The sequence below is a fragment of the Flavihumibacter stibioxidans genome (assembly GCF_014332695.1).
GTDB classification, from domain to species: Bacteria; Bacteroidota; Bacteroidia; order Chitinophagales; family Chitinophagaceae; genus Flavihumibacter; species Flavihumibacter stibioxidans.
Genome location: NZ_MBUA01000001.1, coordinates 1,425,400 through 1,444,269, shown reverse-complemented (window position 1 = coordinate 1,444,269; position 18,870 = coordinate 1,425,400). Strand labels below are relative to the sequence as shown.

Annotated in this window: 19 protein-coding genes; 11 read left to right on the top strand and 8 right to left on the bottom strand. The window is 47.8% G+C overall.

Features of this window, described 5'->3' with window-relative positions; all coding sequences use genetic code 11:
* Positions 1-14 precede the first annotated feature (14 nt).
* The 6 genes from leuB to BC349_RS06110 form a co-directional block, all read right to left on the bottom strand.
* On the bottom strand, positions 15-1,088 hold the full coding sequence (leuB, locus tag BC349_RS06135; protein ID WP_187255832.1) for a 3-isopropylmalate dehydrogenase: 1,074 nt from the start codon (positions 1,086-1,088) through the stop codon (positions 15-17).
* 51 nt (positions 1,089-1,139) lie between these two features.
* A complete protein-coding gene (locus tag BC349_RS06130) occupies positions 1,140-2,672 on the bottom strand; it encodes an alpha-isopropylmalate synthase regulatory domain-containing protein (protein WP_222840086.1) in 1,533 nt (510 codons plus the stop codon).
* 22 nt (positions 2,673-2,694) lie between these two features.
* A complete protein-coding gene (gene leuD / locus BC349_RS06125) occupies positions 2,695-3,291 on the bottom strand; it encodes a 3-isopropylmalate dehydratase small subunit (protein WP_187255831.1) in 597 nt (198 codons plus the stop codon).
* A gap of 20 nt (positions 3,292-3,311) precedes the next feature.
* On the bottom strand, positions 3,312-4,715 hold the full coding sequence (gene leuC / locus BC349_RS06120) for a 3-isopropylmalate dehydratase large subunit (protein ID WP_187255830.1): 1,404 nt from the start codon (positions 4,713-4,715) through the stop codon (positions 3,312-3,314).
* Between the two features lie 146 nt (positions 4,716-4,861).
* Positions 4,862-6,148, bottom strand: a complete 1,287-nt coding sequence (locus BC349_RS06115) for a DUF6242 domain-containing protein (protein WP_187255829.1) — start codon at positions 6,146-6,148, stop codon at positions 4,862-4,864.
* Between the two features lie 175 nt (positions 6,149-6,323).
* Positions 6,324-7,058 carry a hypothetical protein gene (locus BC349_RS06110; RefSeq protein ID WP_187255828.1) on the bottom strand — a complete coding sequence of 245 codons (735 nt, stop codon included), beginning with the start codon at positions 7,056-7,058 and terminating at the stop codon, positions 6,324-6,326.
* A 103-nt stretch (positions 7,059-7,161) separates the two neighbouring features.
* On the opposite strand from BC349_RS06110, the gene BC349_RS06105 reads away from it, so the two are divergent.
* The 4 genes from BC349_RS06105 to BC349_RS06090 are packed head-to-tail and all read left to right on the top strand — an operon-like array spanning position 7,162 to position 12,068.
* The gene (locus tag BC349_RS06105) at positions 7,162-8,253 is read left to right on the top strand and encodes a Gfo/Idh/MocA family protein (protein ID WP_187255827.1); all 1,092 of its coding nucleotides are present in this window, start codon (positions 7,162-7,164) and stop codon (positions 8,251-8,253) included.
* Between the two features lie 17 nt (positions 8,254-8,270).
* Positions 8,271-9,002: a glucosamine-6-phosphate deaminase gene (locus tag BC349_RS06100; RefSeq protein WP_187255826.1), complete on the top strand. Its 732-nt coding sequence runs from the start codon at positions 8,271-8,273 to the stop codon at positions 9,000-9,002.
* A 4-nt stretch (positions 9,003-9,006) separates the two neighbouring features.
* On the top strand, positions 9,007-9,858 hold the full coding sequence (locus BC349_RS06095) for an ROK family protein (protein ID WP_187255825.1): 852 nt from the start codon (positions 9,007-9,009) through the stop codon (positions 9,856-9,858).
* Between the two features lie 14 nt (positions 9,859-9,872).
* Positions 9,873-12,068: a penicillin acylase family protein gene (locus tag BC349_RS06090; protein WP_187255824.1), complete on the top strand. Its 2,196-nt coding sequence runs from the start codon at positions 9,873-9,875 to the stop codon at positions 12,066-12,068.
* Between the two features lie 78 nt (positions 12,069-12,146).
* Here the strand turns inward: BC349_RS06090 and BC349_RS06085 are convergent, their stop codons facing one another.
* A complete protein-coding gene (locus tag BC349_RS06085; RefSeq protein ID WP_187255823.1) occupies positions 12,147-12,779 on the bottom strand; it encodes a hypothetical protein in 633 nt (210 codons plus the stop codon).
* A 137-nt stretch (positions 12,780-12,916) separates the two neighbouring features.
* Between BC349_RS06085 and BC349_RS06080 the strand changes: the two genes are divergently transcribed.
* From BC349_RS06080 to BC349_RS06055, 6 genes are all read left to right on the top strand, one after another.
* Positions 12,917-13,468, top strand: a complete 552-nt coding sequence (locus BC349_RS06080) for an NADPH-dependent FMN reductase (protein WP_187255822.1) — start codon at positions 12,917-12,919, stop codon at positions 13,466-13,468.
* A 31-nt stretch (positions 13,469-13,499) separates the two neighbouring features.
* Complete coding sequence (locus tag BC349_RS06075; RefSeq protein ID WP_187255821.1) at positions 13,500-14,327, top strand: ZIP family metal transporter; 828 nt, start codon at positions 13,500-13,502, stop codon at positions 14,325-14,327.
* 74 nt (positions 14,328-14,401) lie between these two features.
* Entirely contained in the window at positions 14,402-14,611 is a 210-nt protein-coding gene (locus tag BC349_RS06070) for a hypothetical protein (protein WP_222840085.1), read from the top strand.
* Between the two features lie 21 nt (positions 14,612-14,632).
* Positions 14,633-15,085: a DsrE family protein gene (locus BC349_RS06065; RefSeq protein ID WP_187255819.1), complete on the top strand. Its 453-nt coding sequence runs from the start codon at positions 14,633-14,635 to the stop codon at positions 15,083-15,085.
* 18 nt (positions 15,086-15,103) lie between these two features.
* Positions 15,104-16,426, top strand: coding sequence for a hypothetical protein (locus BC349_RS06060; protein WP_187255818.1), 1,323 nt, complete (start codon positions 15,104-15,106; stop codon positions 16,424-16,426).
* A 25-nt stretch (positions 16,427-16,451) separates the two neighbouring features.
* Positions 16,452-17,333, top strand: a complete 882-nt coding sequence (locus BC349_RS06055; protein WP_187255817.1) for an EamA family transporter — start codon at positions 16,452-16,454, stop codon at positions 17,331-17,333.
* Here the strand turns inward: BC349_RS06055 and ypfJ are convergent, their stop codons facing one another.
* Positions 17,334-18,176 (bottom strand): KPN_02809 family neutral zinc metallopeptidase, encoded by an 843-nt coding sequence (gene ypfJ / locus BC349_RS06050; protein WP_187255816.1) that lies wholly within the window; start codon positions 18,174-18,176, stop codon positions 17,334-17,336.
* Between the two features lie 109 nt (positions 18,177-18,285).
* Here ypfJ and BC349_RS06045 point away from each other — a divergent pair, with 109 nt between their 5' ends.
* Positions 18,286-18,861, top strand: coding sequence for a pentapeptide repeat-containing protein (locus BC349_RS06045; RefSeq protein WP_187255815.1), 576 nt, complete (start codon positions 18,286-18,288; stop codon positions 18,859-18,861).
* Positions 18,862-18,870 lie beyond the last annotated feature (9 nt).

Genomic DNA, 18,870 nt, shown 5'->3' with positions numbered 1-18,870 from the left:
AACTAAAAACAGACTTAAATATTTTTCAGGACTTCTTCTCCCATGGCCGCTGTTCCGAGGATCTTGTCGGCCGGAGTGTTGGCATCGGCAATATCGCCGGTGCGGAATCCTGCTTTCAGGACCTTGTCCACCGCATTGATCACCGTTTCTGATTCCGCTTTCATGCCGAAGGAGATATCCAGCAGCAGCGCAGCAGATAATATGGAAGCCAGGGGGTTGGCCACACCCTTACCAGTAATGTCGTGGGCGGAACCATGGATCGGTTCGTAAACGCCTGTGCCGTCGCCAATGGAAGCACTGGCCAGCATACCCATTGAACCGGCAATTTGTGAAGCTTCATCTGTTAGGATATCACCAAACAGATTAGCTGTAACCACCACATCGAAGCGACGCGGGTCCTTGATCAGTAACATGGCAGTAGCATCTACAAACTGGTGCTCTACTTCCACATCCGGATATTCGAGGGCAACTTTCTGTACCACTTCCCTCCAGAGCCTGGAGGTTTCAATAACGTTGGCTTTGTCAACTGAACAGAGTTTTTTCCGGCGGGTGCGGGCAGCATCAAATGCCTTGCGTGCGATGCGCTCCACTTCAAAACGGCTGTATTCGGCGATGTCATAAGCGGTATCACCATTGTTCTTGCGGCCCTTCTCGCCAAAATAGATATCGCCGGTAAGTTCACGGAAGAAAAGGATATCCGCGCCTTTCAGGATTTCCGGCTTGATGCTGGAAGCGCCCAGCAGTTCATCGAATAATTTGATGGGACGGATGTTGGCATAAAGTCCCAGTTCCTTGCGCATCTTCAGCAACCCTTGTTCAGGCCTTACTTTGGCTGAAGGATCATTGTCATATTTTGGGTGACCAACTGCACCGAAGAGCACAGCGTCTGAATTGCGCATTTTTTCCAGTGATTCATCCGGCAGGGGAGAACCGGTGGCTTCGATGGCCACGTGGCCGATCAGGGCTTCATCATACGTGAATGTATGGCCGAATTTCTCTGCGATCTTGTCCAGCACTTTTTTGCCTACTGCTGTTACTTCCTGTCCGATTCCATCACCAGGAACAATCAAAATTTGTTTTGTTGCCATTCAGGTTAATTGTATAGGGAGATAATTTGATTTATGGACCGCTAAATTAATTTATCCATGGGGAATGGTGTTCAGCATTTTCTGGGTGGCTTTAATGGCCGATACCGTCTGGTCGCTGTCCAGTCCCCTGGTCTTGAATTCCTTGTGGTTCAGGCGCCAGGTAATGATGGTTTCACAAAGTGCATCCGTTTTTCCTCCGGGCGGAATTCGCACCGCATAATCCGTCAGCACAGGCAGTTCCTGTTTTTTTGCTTTATAAACTTTTTTCAGTGCATTCATGAACGCATCATACTGGCCGTCGCCCTGCGCATGCTCTTCAAAGGTTTCTCCCTCGATGGATACCTGGATGGTGGCTGAGGGATTCAGGTTCTTTGAATGGGTCAGCACATAGTTTTCGATCTTCACTTTATCCTGGATGGTATTGCTGTCAAGTACATCCGAAATGATATAGGGAAGGTCTGCCTGGGTCACCACTTCCTTGCGGTCGCCCAGTTCGATGATGCGCTGGGTCACTTTTTTCAGGTCAGCGTCTGATAGTTGTATGCCAAGTTGGGCCAGGTTGTTTTCGATATTGGCCTTGCCGCTGGTTTTACCCAGGGCGTATTTGCGCTGGCGACCGAAACGCTCGGGCATCAGGTCGCTGAAATACAGTTTGTTCTTTTTGTCGCCGTCGGCATGGATGCCCGCGGTTTGGGTGAACACATTTTCGCCCACCACCGGTTTGTTGACCGGAATGCGGAAACCGGAAAAGGTTTCCACCAGTTTGCTCACGCTGTAAAGTGATTTTTCCACCACATGTGTTTTCACATTTGGCATGAAATCATTCAGTACGGCAATGGCACTTGCAAGCGGCGCATTGCCGGCTCTTTCGCCCATGCCATTTACGGTCAGGTGCAAACCGTGTGCGCCTGCCTTCACGCCTTCCAGTACGTTGGCGGTGCCCAGGTCATAATCATTGTGGGCATGGAAATCGAAATGTATGCCTGGATAACGCTGAACAATAGACGAAACAAATTCAAAGACCTCAGCCGGGGTCAGGATACCCAATGTATCCGGAAGCATGATCCGCTTCAATGGCTGGGTAACCAGGAAGTCGAGGTATTGGAAAACGTACTCGCGGGAATGCCGCATGCCATTACTCCAGTCTTCGAGATAAATATTTGCCTCCAGTCCCTTTTTCTTTGCCAGCTCCAGCACGGCGGCCACATCGGCGAAGTGTTCTTCGGGTTTTTTCTTTAACTGGTGAGTCAGGTGGTTAAGTGAACCTTTGGTAAGCAGGTTCATCACCCTGGCACCGGCTTCCAGCATCCATTTGACGGATACATCACCATCCACAAATGTGAGTACTTCCACCCTGTTCAGCAGCCCGTTTGCCTTTGCCCATTTGGTGATTTTCTTAACCGCATCAAATTCCCCTTCAGATACACGGGCAGAGGCAATTTCAATCCGGTCCACTTTCACTTCGGTTAAGAGAAGCTGGGCGATGGTCAGTTTTTCTGAGGCAGAAAAAGACACTCCGCTGGTTTGTTCACCATCGCGGAGTGTGGTGTCCATTATTTCAATGGTTCTTTTGGTCTGGGGCATGTTGCTTGCTTGCTGCTTGCTGTTAATATTGGCTGGTAGACACAAATGCCCGGATATCATCCTTCATCGATTGCAGATAATCGATGTCGTCATATCCATTTATCATATTGTGTTTTTTATAGCCATTGATATCGAAGGATTCCTTTTCACCTGTTGCCAGGATGGTGATGGTTTGTTCCGGCAGGTTAATCTCCAGTTGGGCATTGGGATCGGCTTCAATGGCGCTGAAGATTTTATCAAGAAAAACCGCGCTCACCTGTACAGGCAGGATGCCCACGTTCAGCGAGTTGTTTTTGAAGATATCCGCGAAAAAGCTCGATACCACGCAACGGAATCCATAATCATAAATAGCCCAGGCCGCGTGTTCGCGACTGCTGCCGCTGCCGAAGTTTTTCCCCGCTACCAGGATCTTGCCGGAGTAAATATTATTATTCAGGACAAAATCTTTTTTCGGTGTATCGTCACCGTTATAGCGCCAGTCGCGGAACAGGTTGTCGCCAAAGCCCTTTCTCTGGGTGGCTTTCAGGAAACGTGCCGGAATGATCTGGTCTGTATCCACGTTCTCGATTGGCATCGGAACGGCGGAAGATGTGAGGATGGTGAATTTATCGTAAGCCATGACAAATAGGTTGTTGTTGGTTATAGTAATGTTCTTGGGTCTGTAACCACACCGGTTACTGCGGCGGCAGCGGCTACCAGCGGACTGGCCAGCATGGTGCGGGCACCGGGGCCCTGCCTTCCTTCGAAGTTGCGGTTGCTGGTGCTGACCGCATATTTTCCTGCCGGGATCTTATCATCGTTCATGGCCAGGCAGGCACTGCAGCCGGGCTGGCGCAACTGGAAACCGGCTTCAGTCAGGATGTCCAGGATGCCTTCATCTTTGATCTGCTGTTCTACAATATGTGATCCGGGAACGACCCAGGCTGTAACATGGTCTGCTTTCTTACGGCCTTTCACGATGGAGGCAAATGCACGGAAATCTTCAATGCGTCCGTTGGTACAGCTTCCGATGAATACATAATCCACTTTCTTGCCCAGCATGGCATCATCTTCGTGGAAGCCCATGTAGTTGAGCGATTTTTCATAGCTGGCCTTTCCACTGCCCGCTTCCTGCGAAACCGGGATATGATGGCTGATTCCAATACCCATTCCCGGGTTGGTGCCAAAGGTGATCATCGGTTCAATGTCGGCAGCATCGTAATTATATTCAATATCGAACTGCGCACCTTCATCTGTTTTGAGCGTTTTCCAATACGCCAGGGCCTTGTCCCAGGCTTCGCCCTTCGGCGCCTTCTCGCGGCCCTTAATATAATTGAAAGTGGTTTCGTCGGGGGCAATCATGCCTCCGCGTGCACCCATCTCGATGCTCATATTACAAACCGTCATCCGGCCTTCCATGCTCATGTTCTCAAACACTTCCCCGGCATATTCCACGAAATAACCGGTGGCTCCGGCTGCTGTCAGTTTTGAAATGATATAGAGTACCACATCCTTTGGCAACACCGCCTTACCCAGTTTGCCATTGACATTGATGCGCATTTTCCTGGGCTTGGGCTGCATGATGCACTGCGAGGAGAGCACCATTTCCACTTCAGATGTTCCAATACCAAACGCTATCGCCCCGAAAGCGCCATGGGTGGATGTATGGGAGTCGCCACAAACAATGGTCATCCCCGGCAGGGTGATACCGTTCTCCGGTCCTACCACGTGTACAATTCCATTCTTTGGATTGCCCAGCCCCCAATGCGAAATACCATATTTGGCAGTATTCGTTTCCAGCGCTTTCAACTGTTTGGCGGAAAGCGGGTCCTGCACCGGCAGGTGCTGGTTAATAGTGGGCGTATTGTGATCGGCGGTCGCAAAAGTCTTCTCCGGAAACATCACTGTGAGCCCGCGCGTTTCCAGTCCCAGGAAAGCAACCGGACTGGTTACTTCGTGAATGAAATGGCGGTCGATGAAAAATACATCCGGACCATCATCGATCTTTCGAACCACATGTGCGTCCCACACTTTATCAAAAAGGGTGCTGGGGTTATTGCTCATTTTATACGTTTTATAATAGAAATGCAAATTTCTTAAAAAATGAGCAAAAACGGGCGATTTATTTTGACTATTGTTTATTTATTTGGACGATTGCTTGAAATTATTCTTATAAAAAGCTAACTATCATTTGTTTTTATCGTCAGGCTTCAGGGTGATACCGCCATACTATACAGCAGTCCGGTAGCCACATAGTTGGTGCCGGACCAGGCGATGCTCCGGAAAGGGTAATAGGCGTTGCCTTCATAAGTGCGGTTCCAGTTAAGTCCGTCTGCCGAAGTGTAAATCCCGTTCCCCGCACCTGCATAAATATTCCCGGTGTGGGTCATCCTGTTGATTAATAAGCTGGCCGGCATATTGTTGACTGTCCAGTTGATACCATCCGGAGACCGGGCGATAAAGCCATAGCCGGTTACCAGGAACTGGTTCTGCGCCCAGATGATATCGTATGCCAGTTGTAATGTGGTGTCCGGGAGAGGGGTTTCCTTCCAGAACATTCCGTCAGGGGAACTCAGGGCGACGAGGCGACCCGCTGCTTTTCCTACGGCTACCAATAAACTGCCCGATGAGGCAATGGCATTCAGCTCTCCATTTACCGATGAGTATGCATTGCGTGTCCAGTGAATGCCATCAGGGGAGTTCATGATCACTGCACTTCGGTCTGCATGGTTGCTGCCAACGGCAACAAATGTGGTGTCAAAGGAAACAACATCGGTGAGTGGGGTGGTATTGGTCGGTTCTGCAGCATGGATAAACCAGTTGATGCCGTCGGGTGAACTGAGGATAGATCCGTTATCACCCACGGCAACAAACCGGGAACCCGACCCGGCGATGGCTGTTAACCGGTTATTCATGCCCGTTGGCTGCAGGCTCCAGGTGTTTCCCATCTCCGAAAGTAAAACCGCGCCGGCATTGCCAACTGCTATATACTTGTTGTCAAACCAGCCAATATCATTCATGATGGAAGGGGCGTTGATGCCCACTGTCCACCAACTGGTGGCGGATTCATCAATGATAACCCGGAGGGTTCCGCTTAGTTTGTTGGATACATTTCCCTTGCCATCTATTGCCCAGATTTCGAATGGTAAATCAAGCGCATCATCCGGACGGGTGAATTCAAAAAATCCGGTCACGGTTCCACTGGTTTGGGTGGCACCCTGCACAGTAACGGTAAGATCAAATCCAGGGCTGACACTGGTAATGCGTATTTTGGCTAATCCATCCTGTGCATTGGTATAATTAATGGTTCCGGTAACGGTAAAATTGGGTTCGTACAATTTAACCGGAATTTTTTCCGGCTCGTAATGGAGGTTGGAAATGGTCAGTTTGAGAACGGGCGGTGGCGGCGGGGGAGGTGTTGGACTATCACTGCTTTTGCTGCAACTGGCAAACAGGATTATCAGGCCTGCTGACATCATCCTTAGCACCTTTTTCATAAAAAGGTATTTAGAAGCAGTAAGGTACATCCGGCCAGGATGCCATCAAATGACTTGGGTCAGCGGCACTTATGATATGGGGCCTTGTTATCCGGCGGTGGTTATTTTCAATAAAAAACCTGAACCGGTTAAGGTCCAGGTTATAGTGGATATTGTTGTTTTCAGAAATATGGATTTAGCGACCAGTTTTTCTTTTAGGCTTATTTTTTCCGAACATCATCGGCTGGTGGCTCAGGACCAGGGAAACCTGGAAGCGGCCAAGCTGGTCTTCAGGGGCATTGTTCAGCACCTGGTTGTCATTGCTTTTCCAGTCCCTGCTGTCAAAGCTTCCCACATAACCTGCCTGTACGCCGATAGATCCGCCATGATCCTTAGGGCCTGTGAGGGATACTCCCATCCCGAGCCTGTAGGTGAAAAAAGAATTCCTTAAAGCCAATGGACGGATAGCGTTCTGCACGGTTGGTGATCCCACCACATCATCAAAATCCACCCCGGAATTATCAGTATAAAACCGGGCCTGGTAAAATTCATAACCGATACCGGCAAGGGGGTATAACATTACCTTTTCACTTTTGATCAGGTCATACCCTATATCGGCGCCAAGGCCAATAAATCTTACGGTGCTGCTTTTTTTATCCCGGTCGCCACTCATGCTGCTGCCAAGCATGACACTGGAAGCGGAAATGAGGCGGTCCCTTTCCTTCAGCCAGCCCAGTTGTATGGTGGCGGAATAGTCCTTCAGTTCTTCGTATTGTGAAAAATTGGCCATCCTTTCTTTGAGTCCGTCAAATTCCTGGAAGCCGACTCCAATGCCAAAAGTGGATTGGGGCATCATGAACTGGTACTTGCGGTTTTGCGCAAAAACGCTGGAGGAAACGGCAAGCAGCAATAACAGCGTCAGAGTTCTCATACTATCAAGATTTATTTAATGTAACAATCAGGTTTTTATTATGTTGCCTCCGGGCTCATCAATCTTTCCTGTTTAACACATTTTTACAGATATTTAAGAAAAAATGCCAAAAACCAAAGTTGCGCTCCTCGGCGCCGGATTTATAGCCGATATTCATTTCGAAAGCTATCACCGTTTTATTCCGGAGGCGGAAGTGGTGGCCGTTTATGCCCGCAATGCCGATAAGGCAAAAGCATTCGCTTCAAAGCACAATATCCCCGCCTGGTTTGATGACCTCGATGCCATTATCAATGAGTCCGGCTGTGAAGTGGTGGATATCTGCCTGCCCAATTTTCTGCATGCCACCGCTACCCTCAAAGCTGCCGCAGCAGGTAAGCATATCATTATAGAAAAACCACTTGCCGTTACACTGGAGGAAGCCGACTCAATGATCGATGCCTGCAAAAAAGCCGGCGTAAAACTCATGTACGCAGAAGAACTTTGTTTTGCCCCAAAATACGAGCGGGTAAGAAAGATGGTAAACGATGGAGGCGTGGGTAGTATCTACATGCTCAAGCAGGGGGAAAAGCATTCCGGACCGCATTCCGACTGGTTCTATAATAAGGAACTTTCCGGAGGTGGAGTGCTGATGGATATGGGTTGCCATGCCGTGGAATGGTTCCGGTGGATGCTTAACAACAATAAGGCAGTAAGCGTATATGCAACCATGTCAACCGTGTTGCACAAAGACCGCACGGATTGCGAGGATAATTCGGTGGTGATCATAGAATTTGAGAACGGTGTTACAGCCATAGCAGAGAACAGCTGGGCCAAACACGGTGGCATGGACGATCGATGCGAAGTGTATGGAACCGGCGGTGTGGTATATGCCGACCTCTTCATGGGTAATGCGGCAGTATCCTACAGTAAACACGGTTATGATTATGCGATGGAAAAGGCCGACACCACAGTTGGCTGGAGTTTTACCATTTTTGAAGAAGTGTTCAACCAGGGATATCCGCATGAGCTGAAGCATTTTATTGAATGCGTACAGCAGGATAAAAAACCCCTGGTAACTGGTGAGGATGGCAGGGCGGTGCTGGAAATCATTTATGCAGCTTATGCTTCCGCCGGGCTTGGGAAAAAAATAATGCTTCCTTTCCATGCTACGGTTTCAAAGCCGATTGACCTCTGGCTGGAACAAAAAACAAAATAAACTTTTACCTTATTTACATGCAGGTTTATATTACAGATACTTACGAGGATATGTCGGCACTTGCCGCCGGCCACCTGAAATCATTTATGTCGCAACGCAGTTCCCCATTGCTTTGTGTTGCTTCGGGCGACAGCCCTGCCGGTTTGTACAGGAACCTGGTAAAAGGTGTTCGGAATGATGGCTGGGAATCAGATCACTGGAAATATGTCGGGCTGGATGAATGGATCGGCATGAACGGCAGTGATGAAGGTTCCTGCAGGTACCATCTCGACCAGCAACTTTTTACTCCACTGGCTGTTGCCCCGGAAAGGATCTGTTTTTTTAATGGCAGGGCAGCCGATCCGGCACAGGAATGCACGGCGGTGGAATCATTTATCTCCCAACATAATGGAATTGATGTGGCGATACTGGGACTGGGTTTAAATGGCCATATCGGCATGAATGAACCCGGTTCTGATCCGAACTCACGGTCCCATATAGCCGAACTGGATCCGCTTACCATACAAACCGCCCAAAAATATTTCAGCAGTGCCCGGGAAATAACCGGCGGACTTACGCTGGGTATGGCTACGATCCTGGAAGCAAGGACCATTTTCCTGCTGGTAAGTGGCGAGCGTAAAGCCCCTGTGGTGAAGCAAATGCTGGAAGGTCCGCTGACGACCTCATTGCCTGCCAGTTTCCTGCGGAATCATTCGGGAGCGAGGATATACCTGGACAGGGATGCAGCTTCACTATTAAAAACAATTTAAGCGGATGCCAGGCGATATACATGTAGGGGTTGACCTGGGTGGCACCCAGGTTCGGGCCGGTTTGGTGGAACAGGATAACATTCACCGGATGGTATCCCTGCCCGCCAATGGCAGGGGCACATCAGATGAGGTGCTGCAGCAATTGTTTTCTGTAATTGACCAGGTTATTACAAATGAAACCCGTTCCATCGGAATCGGTGTTCCAGGCCTTGTAGATATTCAGGATGGAGTCGTGTACGACCTGGTGTTCATACCATCCTGGAAGGATATACCACTGGGTCAGATCATCCGGGAAAGGTATGGCCTGCCGGTTTGCATAAACAATGATGCCAACTGTTTTGCCCTGGGAGAGTGGAAGGCAGGAAAGGGGCGGGGCCGCGATAACCTGGCCGGATTGACACTTGGTACCGGCATGGGTACTGGCATCGTGATCAATAATAAACTGCACTCAGGTAAACACTGCGGTGCGGGTGAATTCGGGATGATCGACTACCTGGGACATAACCTTGAATATTATACCAGCGGACAATTCTTTGAACATGTTTACCGGGTAAATGGTAAAATCGTTTTTGAACGGGCTACGAATGGCGACCAGGCGGCAATTGATATGTACAAACAGTTCGGCACGCACCTTGGCAATGCGATTAAGTTTGTGCTGTATGCGCTGGATGTTGAACTGATCGTACTCGGTGGATCGGTGAGCGCCGCATGGCAATGGTTTCATGAATCCATGTGGCAAAGCATTAAAGGATTCGCGTATAAAAAATACCTGGAAGACCTTTCCATTGAAGTTTCTGAACTTGAAAACGGCGGGATCATCGGCGCCGCGGCGCTTTACAATGATTCCATCAAATAGTTAATCAACACACCATGAGAATAATTTTTTTACTCCTCCTCCTGCCGGTACAATTACTGGCACAGCGTTTTACCAGTGCAGAAATTTCACGCTGGGAAAAACAGTCCACACAGGTTAAGATCATCCGTGATAACATGGGCATTCCTCATATCTATGGCAAATCAGATGCCGATGCAGTTTTCGGCCTGATGTATGCGCAATGCGAAGATGATTTTTCCCGCGTAGAGCGTAACTATATTGAAAAACTGGGCAGGATGGCCGAGATTAAGGGAAAGGATGCCTTATATGAAGACCTGCTGATCCGGCTGGTCATCGATTCATCAGATGCCATACGCGATTACCAGCGGGCACCGGCCTGGCTGAAAAAATTGTGTAATGCCTTTGCCGACGGGATTAATTTTTATCTGTCGCGCCATCCGGAAAAGAAACCTGCGCTGCTGGCACGATTCCAGCCATGGTATCCCCTGTTGTGGACGGATGGCAGTATTGGCGCCATCAGTACTGCTGATATCACCATGACCGAACTGAAGGAATTCTATTGCTGTGCGGCGCCCCTGGCAAAAAATGTTTCGCAGCCTGCAGCTTTTGAAGAGCCATTGCCAACCGGCTCCAATGGTTTTGCATTTGCCCCTTCGATTACAGAATCGGGAAATGCTATATTGTATATCAATCCGCACGTTACTTTTTATTTCAGGCCTGAAGTGCATATGGTAAGTGAAGAAGGCCTGAACGCCTATGGGGCAGTAACCTGGGGACAGTTTTTTATTTACCAGGGTTTTAATGAACGATGCGGCTGGATGCATACTTCCAGTTATGTGGATGCGGCGGACAGTTATATTGAGAAGATCAGGATCAATGGCGATAAATGGACCTACCAGTATGATGGCCGTGACCTGCCGGTTAAATCCAAACCAGTTCAGTTGAAATATATCAGTGATAAAGGTGTGGAATCAACCACCATACAGGCCAGGTACACCCATCATGGGCCGGTTATGGCCCAGCGGAATGGCCAATACCTCAGCATGAAAGCGGATAACAGGCTGATGGAAGGATTGGTACAGTGCTGGCAGCGCACCAAGGCAAGGGATTTGAAATCATTTGAGAAAACCCTTGACTTGAAGGGCAATATTTCCAATAATACTGTTTATGCCGATGCTGCGGGAAATATCGCCTACTGGCATGGAAACCGCGTTCCGCATCGCGATCCGAAAATTGACTGGAGCAAACCGGTAGATGGAAGTACCAGCGCTACGGAATGGAAGGGACTGCACCCCATCAGCAAAACACTGCATGTCATCAACCCTTCCAATGGCTGGCTGCAGAATTGCAATTCAACACCCTTCAGGGTGGCGGGAGACAATAGTCCCGCTCCTTCAGGCTTTCCTGCCTATATGGCTCCCGATGGGGAGAATTTTCGTGGTATCAATGCCGTTAGGGTATTGCAGTCGGGAAAATCCTACAACCTTGATAAAGTAATTAGTGCAGGATATGATTCGCGCCTGGCAGCATTTGAAATCCTGGTGCCCGCACTGGTGGATGCATTTGAAAAAAATATTCCACCTTCTGACAGCCTGTTTGCCTGGCTTGCCGGACCGGTTGCCGTACTGAAAAACTGGGACTACCGTAGCAGCGAATCTTCTGTTGCCACCACACTTGCGGTGGAGTGGGGACAAAAGTTGCTGCCGCTCATCCTTCGCACAAAGGCAATTGATGATGAGGAACTGGACCAGGTGGAGAAAACAAAACAATTTGTAAAAACAGCCAATCCGGAATCTATACTGCAACCATTGGTTCAAACCGTAAGAGAGCTTCAGGGGAAATACGGACGCTGGCAATTACCATGGGGTGAGATCAACAGGATCCAGCGGATATCACCCGCAATTGATATGCAGTTTGATGACAACCGGCCAAGTTATCCGGTAGGATTTGCATCAGGCACCTGGGGCATGCTGCCTTCCTATAACAGCAGGACTTTCACGGGAACCAGTAAACGATACGGCGTTCATGGAAACAGTTTTGTATGTGCAGTTGAATTTGGGAAACGTGTCAAGGCCAAAGCTTTACTTGCAGGCGGACAAAGCGGCGATCCGGCTTCCAGTCATTTCGACGACCAGGTGGAAGCTTACAGTAAGGGAAAGTTCAGGGATGTCCTCTTTTATAAAGAAGACGTAATGAAACATATCGAAAGGGAATACCACCCGGGTCAGTAATGGTTTAATGGAAAAAAATTAAGACCAGCAGGCAAATCGCCTGCTGGTCTTTTTTTCGGAGGATAAGGGCAGTGATGCTTAAAAATTCTTGGACTTCAGGATATAGGACAAAGGGAAGTGTGTGATCTCTCCATCTTCGTTCTTATATCCCATTCCTTCCATTTTAACGATGCCATAAACAGGGCTGATATAATAATCAAAAAAGTATTCCGTGTACGCCGAATTGGTCTGGCGCACTTTGATGCAATTGGTGAAATTACCTGCGGGCGTACTGGCAAATGCATCAATGGCCATGACTTTATTGGTCACCGTAACAGTTTTTTCGTAAGTGTCGTCAAATGCTGTTTCGCCCCAGCTATCACCAGGTTTGCTGTTTGTTTTGCACAGCAGAAACTTCATCGTACCGGAAGGCCCGTCAGTGAAATTGGAAAATGCCCCGTTAGCTTCATGCCAGTAGATTTCGAAATCTGCCCCCATAAACCAGTTCACTTTATAGTAGCCATTTGCTTCCTTCGACAGGATTTTGTACTTCACAATGCTTTCGGCATCCACTGCCTTGTAATCATAAATCCACTCATTGCCTTGTTTCAGGAAGGGGAAACCATTACTTTGCCCGGGATTTGATGGGTTGTTATCATTTTTTTTGCAGGACAAAAGTCCGACAGCCAGCAAAATGGCGAAAAATGGGAATAAGGTTTTAATTGTTTTCATGTTTCAGGTTTAATGATTGAGATCAATATTATGATGGCAAAACTAAATATGGGCAACTCCTGTTTTTTCAAATTATATACTGAATTAAATACTTAAGTAGTACTACGTATCCGTGTACGTGAAGGAAATAAACAACCATGCACAGCAAAAAGAAAATCCTGGCAATTCCCGGTACAGTTAAGGAAAACTCCACCCATAAGAGTTTTATCCGGGCAATGGCTGATCTCTCAAAAGACAGTCTTGATATTGAACTATATGATGGATTAGGGGGACTGCCCCCTTTCAATCCGGATATTGAAGATGCGAATGCATCCGGCTCTGTAGCAGCATTCCGCAATAAGCTAAAAGCTGCCGATGGCATTATCATCTGCACTCCGGAATATGCCCATGGTGTTCCGGGTGTTCTTAAAAATGCGATCGACTGGACTGTCGGTTCAGGTGAATTTTACCAGAAGCCGACCCTGTTGGTAACAGCTTCCACAGATGGACGGTTTGGCCACCAGGCAATGCTTGAAATATTAAGAGTGATAGCAACAAAAAGGATTGATGAACTGCAGTTGCTGGTCCCCTTCATAAAGACCAAAATAAATTCCGGGGGCATCATTACTGATGAAACTACGCTGTTGGCACTGAAGGAGGTATTGGCAAAATATCTGGTGGTATTAAATGAAGTGTCCCTTAAGTCATAACAGTACGTCAGAATGGTTATTTTTATAGGCAATGGAGCAGTTAGAAAAATATTTTACAGAAATAGGTCCCGTTTGGTCGGCCCTGATTGCCACGACTTTTACCTGGTTGATTACCGCCCTTGGCGCTTCACTGGTGTTTTTCTTTAAAGAGGTTCGCCGCAGTATTTTTGATGCCATGCTGGGGTTTACCGGTGGTGTGATGGTTGCTGCCAGTTTCTGGTCACTATTGGCGCCCAGCATTGAACATTCAGAAAAAATGTATCCGGATTTTCCCTGGATGCCAGCGGCAGTGGGCTTTCTGGCCGGTGCGCTGTTTATTTTCAGCCTGGATAAATTCATGCCCCACCTGCATATCAACTTTGGCGATGATGAAAGCGAAGGCATGAAAACCAAATGGCACAAAACCACCCTGCTGATGCTGGCAATCACCTTGCACAATATCCCGGAAGGATTGGCTGTAGGCGTTATGTTTGGCGCTGCTTCCATCGGTGTGGGAGGTGAGCAGATGATTCCTGCCGCCATCGCTCTTGCCATAGGAATTGGTTTGCAGAACTTCCCTGAAGGAATGGCAGTTTCAATGCCCCTCCGCAGGCACGGGGTCAGCCGTTTTAAAAGTTTCTGGTTCGGTCAGTTATCCGCTATTGTGGAACCGGTTGCCGGAGTGCTGGGAGCCTACGCAGTCATCCATATGCAACCGGTTTTGCCCTATGCGCTGGCCTTTGCCGCAGGTGCCATGATCTATGTGGTGGTGGAAGAAGTAATTCCTGAAACCCAGCGGGATAAATACACCGATGTTTCCGTACTCGGCTTTATCGGTGGTTTCGTGGTGATGATGGTGCTGGATGTGGCTTTGGGGTGATTAAGTAACTCTTGTCACAGAATTTCAGGGTATGTTTGACCAATTTTACCAGCTATATTATACAAATTATGCTCATGAACCTTATAAAGAAATACTGGTTACCGGCAGCAGGGGCTGTGGTTGGTGGTTTGACAGGTTACCTCTATTACAAATATGTCGGTTGCGTTACCGGTACCTGCGCCATTACATCCAAACCCGTGAACAGCACACTTTATTTTGCTGTATTGGGAGCTATGCTCTTCAGCATGTTCCAGCGTACCGAAAAGAAAAAACCTGTTGAATAATTCATCCCTTAAATAACTACTATGCTGCGTTCATTAATTTTAGCCGCCATTACACTGTTGACTGTATCTTTTGCTGCCAGCGCACAATCATCACCATCACAGGAAAGCCAGGTGGGCTCAGCCCAAAAACACCGGATCGTGATGCAGCTCAGCGGTAATGATACTTTGTTGTGGAAAGGCCTGATGAATAACCTGAAAAATCTCAAGGCCGGCTGGGGCGATAATGTTGAAATTGAAGTGGTAACACATGGTCCCGGAATCCAGATGCTGATGAAAGCGAACACCACCCAGCAGGAAAAAATTGCCCATTTCAAAAAGATGGGTGTTGTGTTTGTGGTGTGTGAAAACACCATGCGCGAAAAAAATGTTACAAAAGATCAGCTGATCCCTGAGGCAGGTACTGTGAAAATGGGAGTAGGGGAAGTAGTGATGAAACAGGAACAGGGTTGGTCTTATATCAAGGTCGGATTTTAATCCGGAAAAATCTTTGCCATGAAATTATTCCGCATCCTGCTGGCAGGATTGCTGTTACCTTTTGCAGCCATCCCGCAGCAAAATAGTTTTCCATTCAGTATAAGACTGGAAGAAGTTGTTGTCGAAAATTTCAATGGTCTTCATTCCTATGCCTGGGCCAGGGATGGGAAGAGAATATTACTGGCAGGTGGCCGAACAGACGGGCTGCACAGACGGCAGCCTTTTGCTGCTTTCAGGCCGGAACAGAATAATTCCCTGCTGATAGTGCTGGACCTGGCAGGTCAAAAGATATATTCAAGGCCGCTCAGTGGTCTTCCCACAGCAATTGCAGAACAACTTCAGAGCACCAATATGCAATTCCTTCAGGAAGGGAATGAGCTTTTCCTGACCGGAGGTTATGGGTACAGTGCCAGTTCCGGGGACCATATCACTTATCCCTTTCTGCAAATTATCCGGGTCAGGGAAACCATCAATGCCATCATAAACGGAGAGGACCCGGTAACATTTATCAATCAGATCAGGGATGAACGCATGGCTGTAGCAGGTGGGCGAATGGCCATGATGGAAGGCAGAATTTACCTGGTGGGTGGCCACCGCTTCGATGGTCGATACAACCCGCATGGACCCGATCATGGCCCGGGTTTTTCACAACAATACACCAACCAGGTAAGAAGTTTCGGGATTGACAGAAAGGGTGCTGCTCCTTATGTAGTAAATTATGATGCGGTTACGGATTCCCTGCTGCTGCACCGTCGCGATTTTAACCTGCTACCCTATACAGATGCACTGGGAAGGAATATGCTGACCATTTATTCAGGTGTTTTTCAGTATGACCAGGATATACCCTATACCAGCCTGATAGATATCGGCAATGGTTCTGTGAGGGAATTAGCCGGATTTGAACAGAAATTCAATCATTATCATACCGCAACCCTTACCATTTTAGATGTCGGGCAAAAACAATCATTCAATATATTTTTTGGCGGACTGTCACTCCATCGCGTGCTGCCCGATGGTAAAATTGAAAAGGACGAAGAAGTGCCCTTTGTTGATCATATCAGCGTAGTGGAACGTGCAAAGGGGAAGGCCTCAGAATATATTTTACCATTGCGCATGCCCGGATTGCTGGGCACTTCCGCCGAATTTATACCCGTTTCCGGTTATCTTTATACTTCAAACGGAATGCTGAAAGCGGAAAGCATCGGCCGGAAGGAACTGCTTGCCGGCTATATCATCGGTGGCATTGAAAGTACCGCGCCAAATGTTTTTTTCAGCCAGGGTAATAACCTGAGCAAAGCAAGTACAAAAATCTTTAAGGTGTTCATTGCTTTGGGCAAATGACGATGTTTCGGCCTAATTTTAGCCCGTGGCATCGACTTTATTAATCAGCATTGCAGTTGTTCTAAGAATTGTGTCCAACCCATTGGGTAATGTATTCCAGAAACAACTGACAGAAAGCAGGAACCATCCGCTCCTGGTCAATTTTCTGACTTATTTTTTTCTTGGCCTTGCCTGTTTGTTTTTTCTGCCTGCAATAGAATGGTCCCAGCTGCCGGTCGGGTTTTGGTGGTTTTCCATAGCCGGCGGAATTGCAGGTGCCCTTGGGAACGCATTCCTGGTGAAGGCACTGCAAACCGGGGACCTCTCGGTACTGGGGCCCATCAATGCATATAAATCGGTTGTAGGTTTGGTCGTTGCGGTTTTCTTACTCGGTGAAATACCTTCTTTATGGGGCATACTTGGTATAGCAATGATCATCAGCGGAAGCTATTTTGTGCTGGATACCCTGGAGGAGAAATTCAGCTGGGCCTTGCTGAAAAGGAAGGAAATTCAATACCGGATCTGGGCCATGGTTCTTACCGCTATTGAAGCAGTAATCATCAAGAAAATCATCCGGCATTCGAACCCTGAGATCGCATTTGTTATGTGGTGCTGGTTCGGCACTCTCTTCGCCTTTGTATTGATGATCGCCTACAGGCTGCGAATCGTGAAGGAGCTATCCAGTATTAAACCCCGCCATTTATCCAGGTATCTGTTGCTCATACTATGTATCGGCACCATGCAACTCACCACCAACTATGTTCTGGATAATATACCGGTAGGATATGCATTGTCTCTTTTTCAGTTATCCACCATCGTTAGTATCCTGCTCGGTTACAAAATTTTCAGGGAGAAGGATATCAGGAAAAAACTGCTTGGTGCAGTGATCATGATATCCGGATCAGTTATCATCATTCTCATGAAATGATCAGCGTAATCTCGGGTCGTTAAAGGTATCACCCTGACGTATATCACCTGTTTCATAACCTTTCCTGAACCAATACATCCTTTGTTCGGAAGTGCCATGGGTAAAGGATTCCGGAACAGTATATCCCTGGGCCTGTTTTTGAAGACGATCGTCCCCGATAGCATTGGCTGCATTCATTGCTTCTTCTATATCATCCGGGTCGAGCAGGTTCTTGTTGGCGGTATGATTGGCCCATACGCCGGCGAGGAAATCTGCCTGCAGTTCAAGCATAACTGAGTAACGGTTGTATTCTTCCTGGCTGATACGCTGCCTCAGTTGGGCCAGTTTCCCGGTAGTGCCCAGCAGGGTCTGGATATGATGCCCAACTTCATGTGCCACTACATAAGCCATGGCAAAATCCCCGGGAGCGCCAAAACGCTGTGACAACTCATCGTAGAAAGACAGGTCAATGTATAATTTATGATCCCCAGGGCAGTAGAAAGGACCGCTGGCGGCGCTGGCTGATCCGCAGGCAGACTGAACTGCCCCGGTGAACAGCACCAGCGTAGGCTCTTCATATTGTGCGCCGCTCTCTGCAAAAACCTTGTTCCAGACATCTTCGGTTTCAGCAAGCACCACTTTTACAAAACCAGCAAGCTGGTCTTCCCTTGCTTTTTGCTCCTGTGTCATCGGGGCGCCGCTGCCGGTAGGGGACTGAAGCTGTGATACGTCCACATCACCACCTAAAAAAAGGTTGATCAGCAAAACCACCACACCAATAATGCCACCTCCGATGGCAATGGGTCCACCCATACTACGACGGTCTTCTACATTTCCGCTTTCGCGCCTTCCTGTCCAACGCATAATATTCCAATTTGATATAAAACTAAAAAATTAAGCCATCCGGCACATCATTATTTGCCTGTATTTTTGATGAAACTAGTATGCCTTTCCTGTTTTAAATCAGAATCTTATGCCTGATATTTATTTTGAAGATAAAATCTTTGAAAGGGTTGATTTTTCTGGCAATCCCTTTGAAGCGGGTGAATATGAATCCTGCAGTTTCCGTCATTGCATTTTTTCAGACACCAGCCTGGCCGGCGCGGAATTTTCTGATTGCGTTTTTGAGGGTTGCCACCTTGGTAATACCAAACTGACCAGAACAACATTTAACGGGGTAATATTCCGCAACTGCAAGATACAGGGTGTATTCTTCGAAGACTGCAATGAATTCCTGTTTGAAGTCCAATTTGAAAATTGCCAGATCAGCTACACCTCCTTTATAGGACGTGTATTAAAAAAGCAAAAGTTCAGGAACTGCAAATTACTGGAAGTGGATTTTTCAGGTGCCGACCTTACGGAAGCATCTTTTGAGAACTGCGAATTGCCCGGCACCAAATTTGACAATACCGTGCTGTTCAAAACTGATTTCCGCTCCGCGGTTAATTTCTCTATCGACCCGACGAATAATAAAATCAAAAAAGCCAGGTTCTCACAGGCAGGGCTACCCGGATTGCTGGAAAAATATGAGCTGGACATCCAACCCTGACCAGCCCGC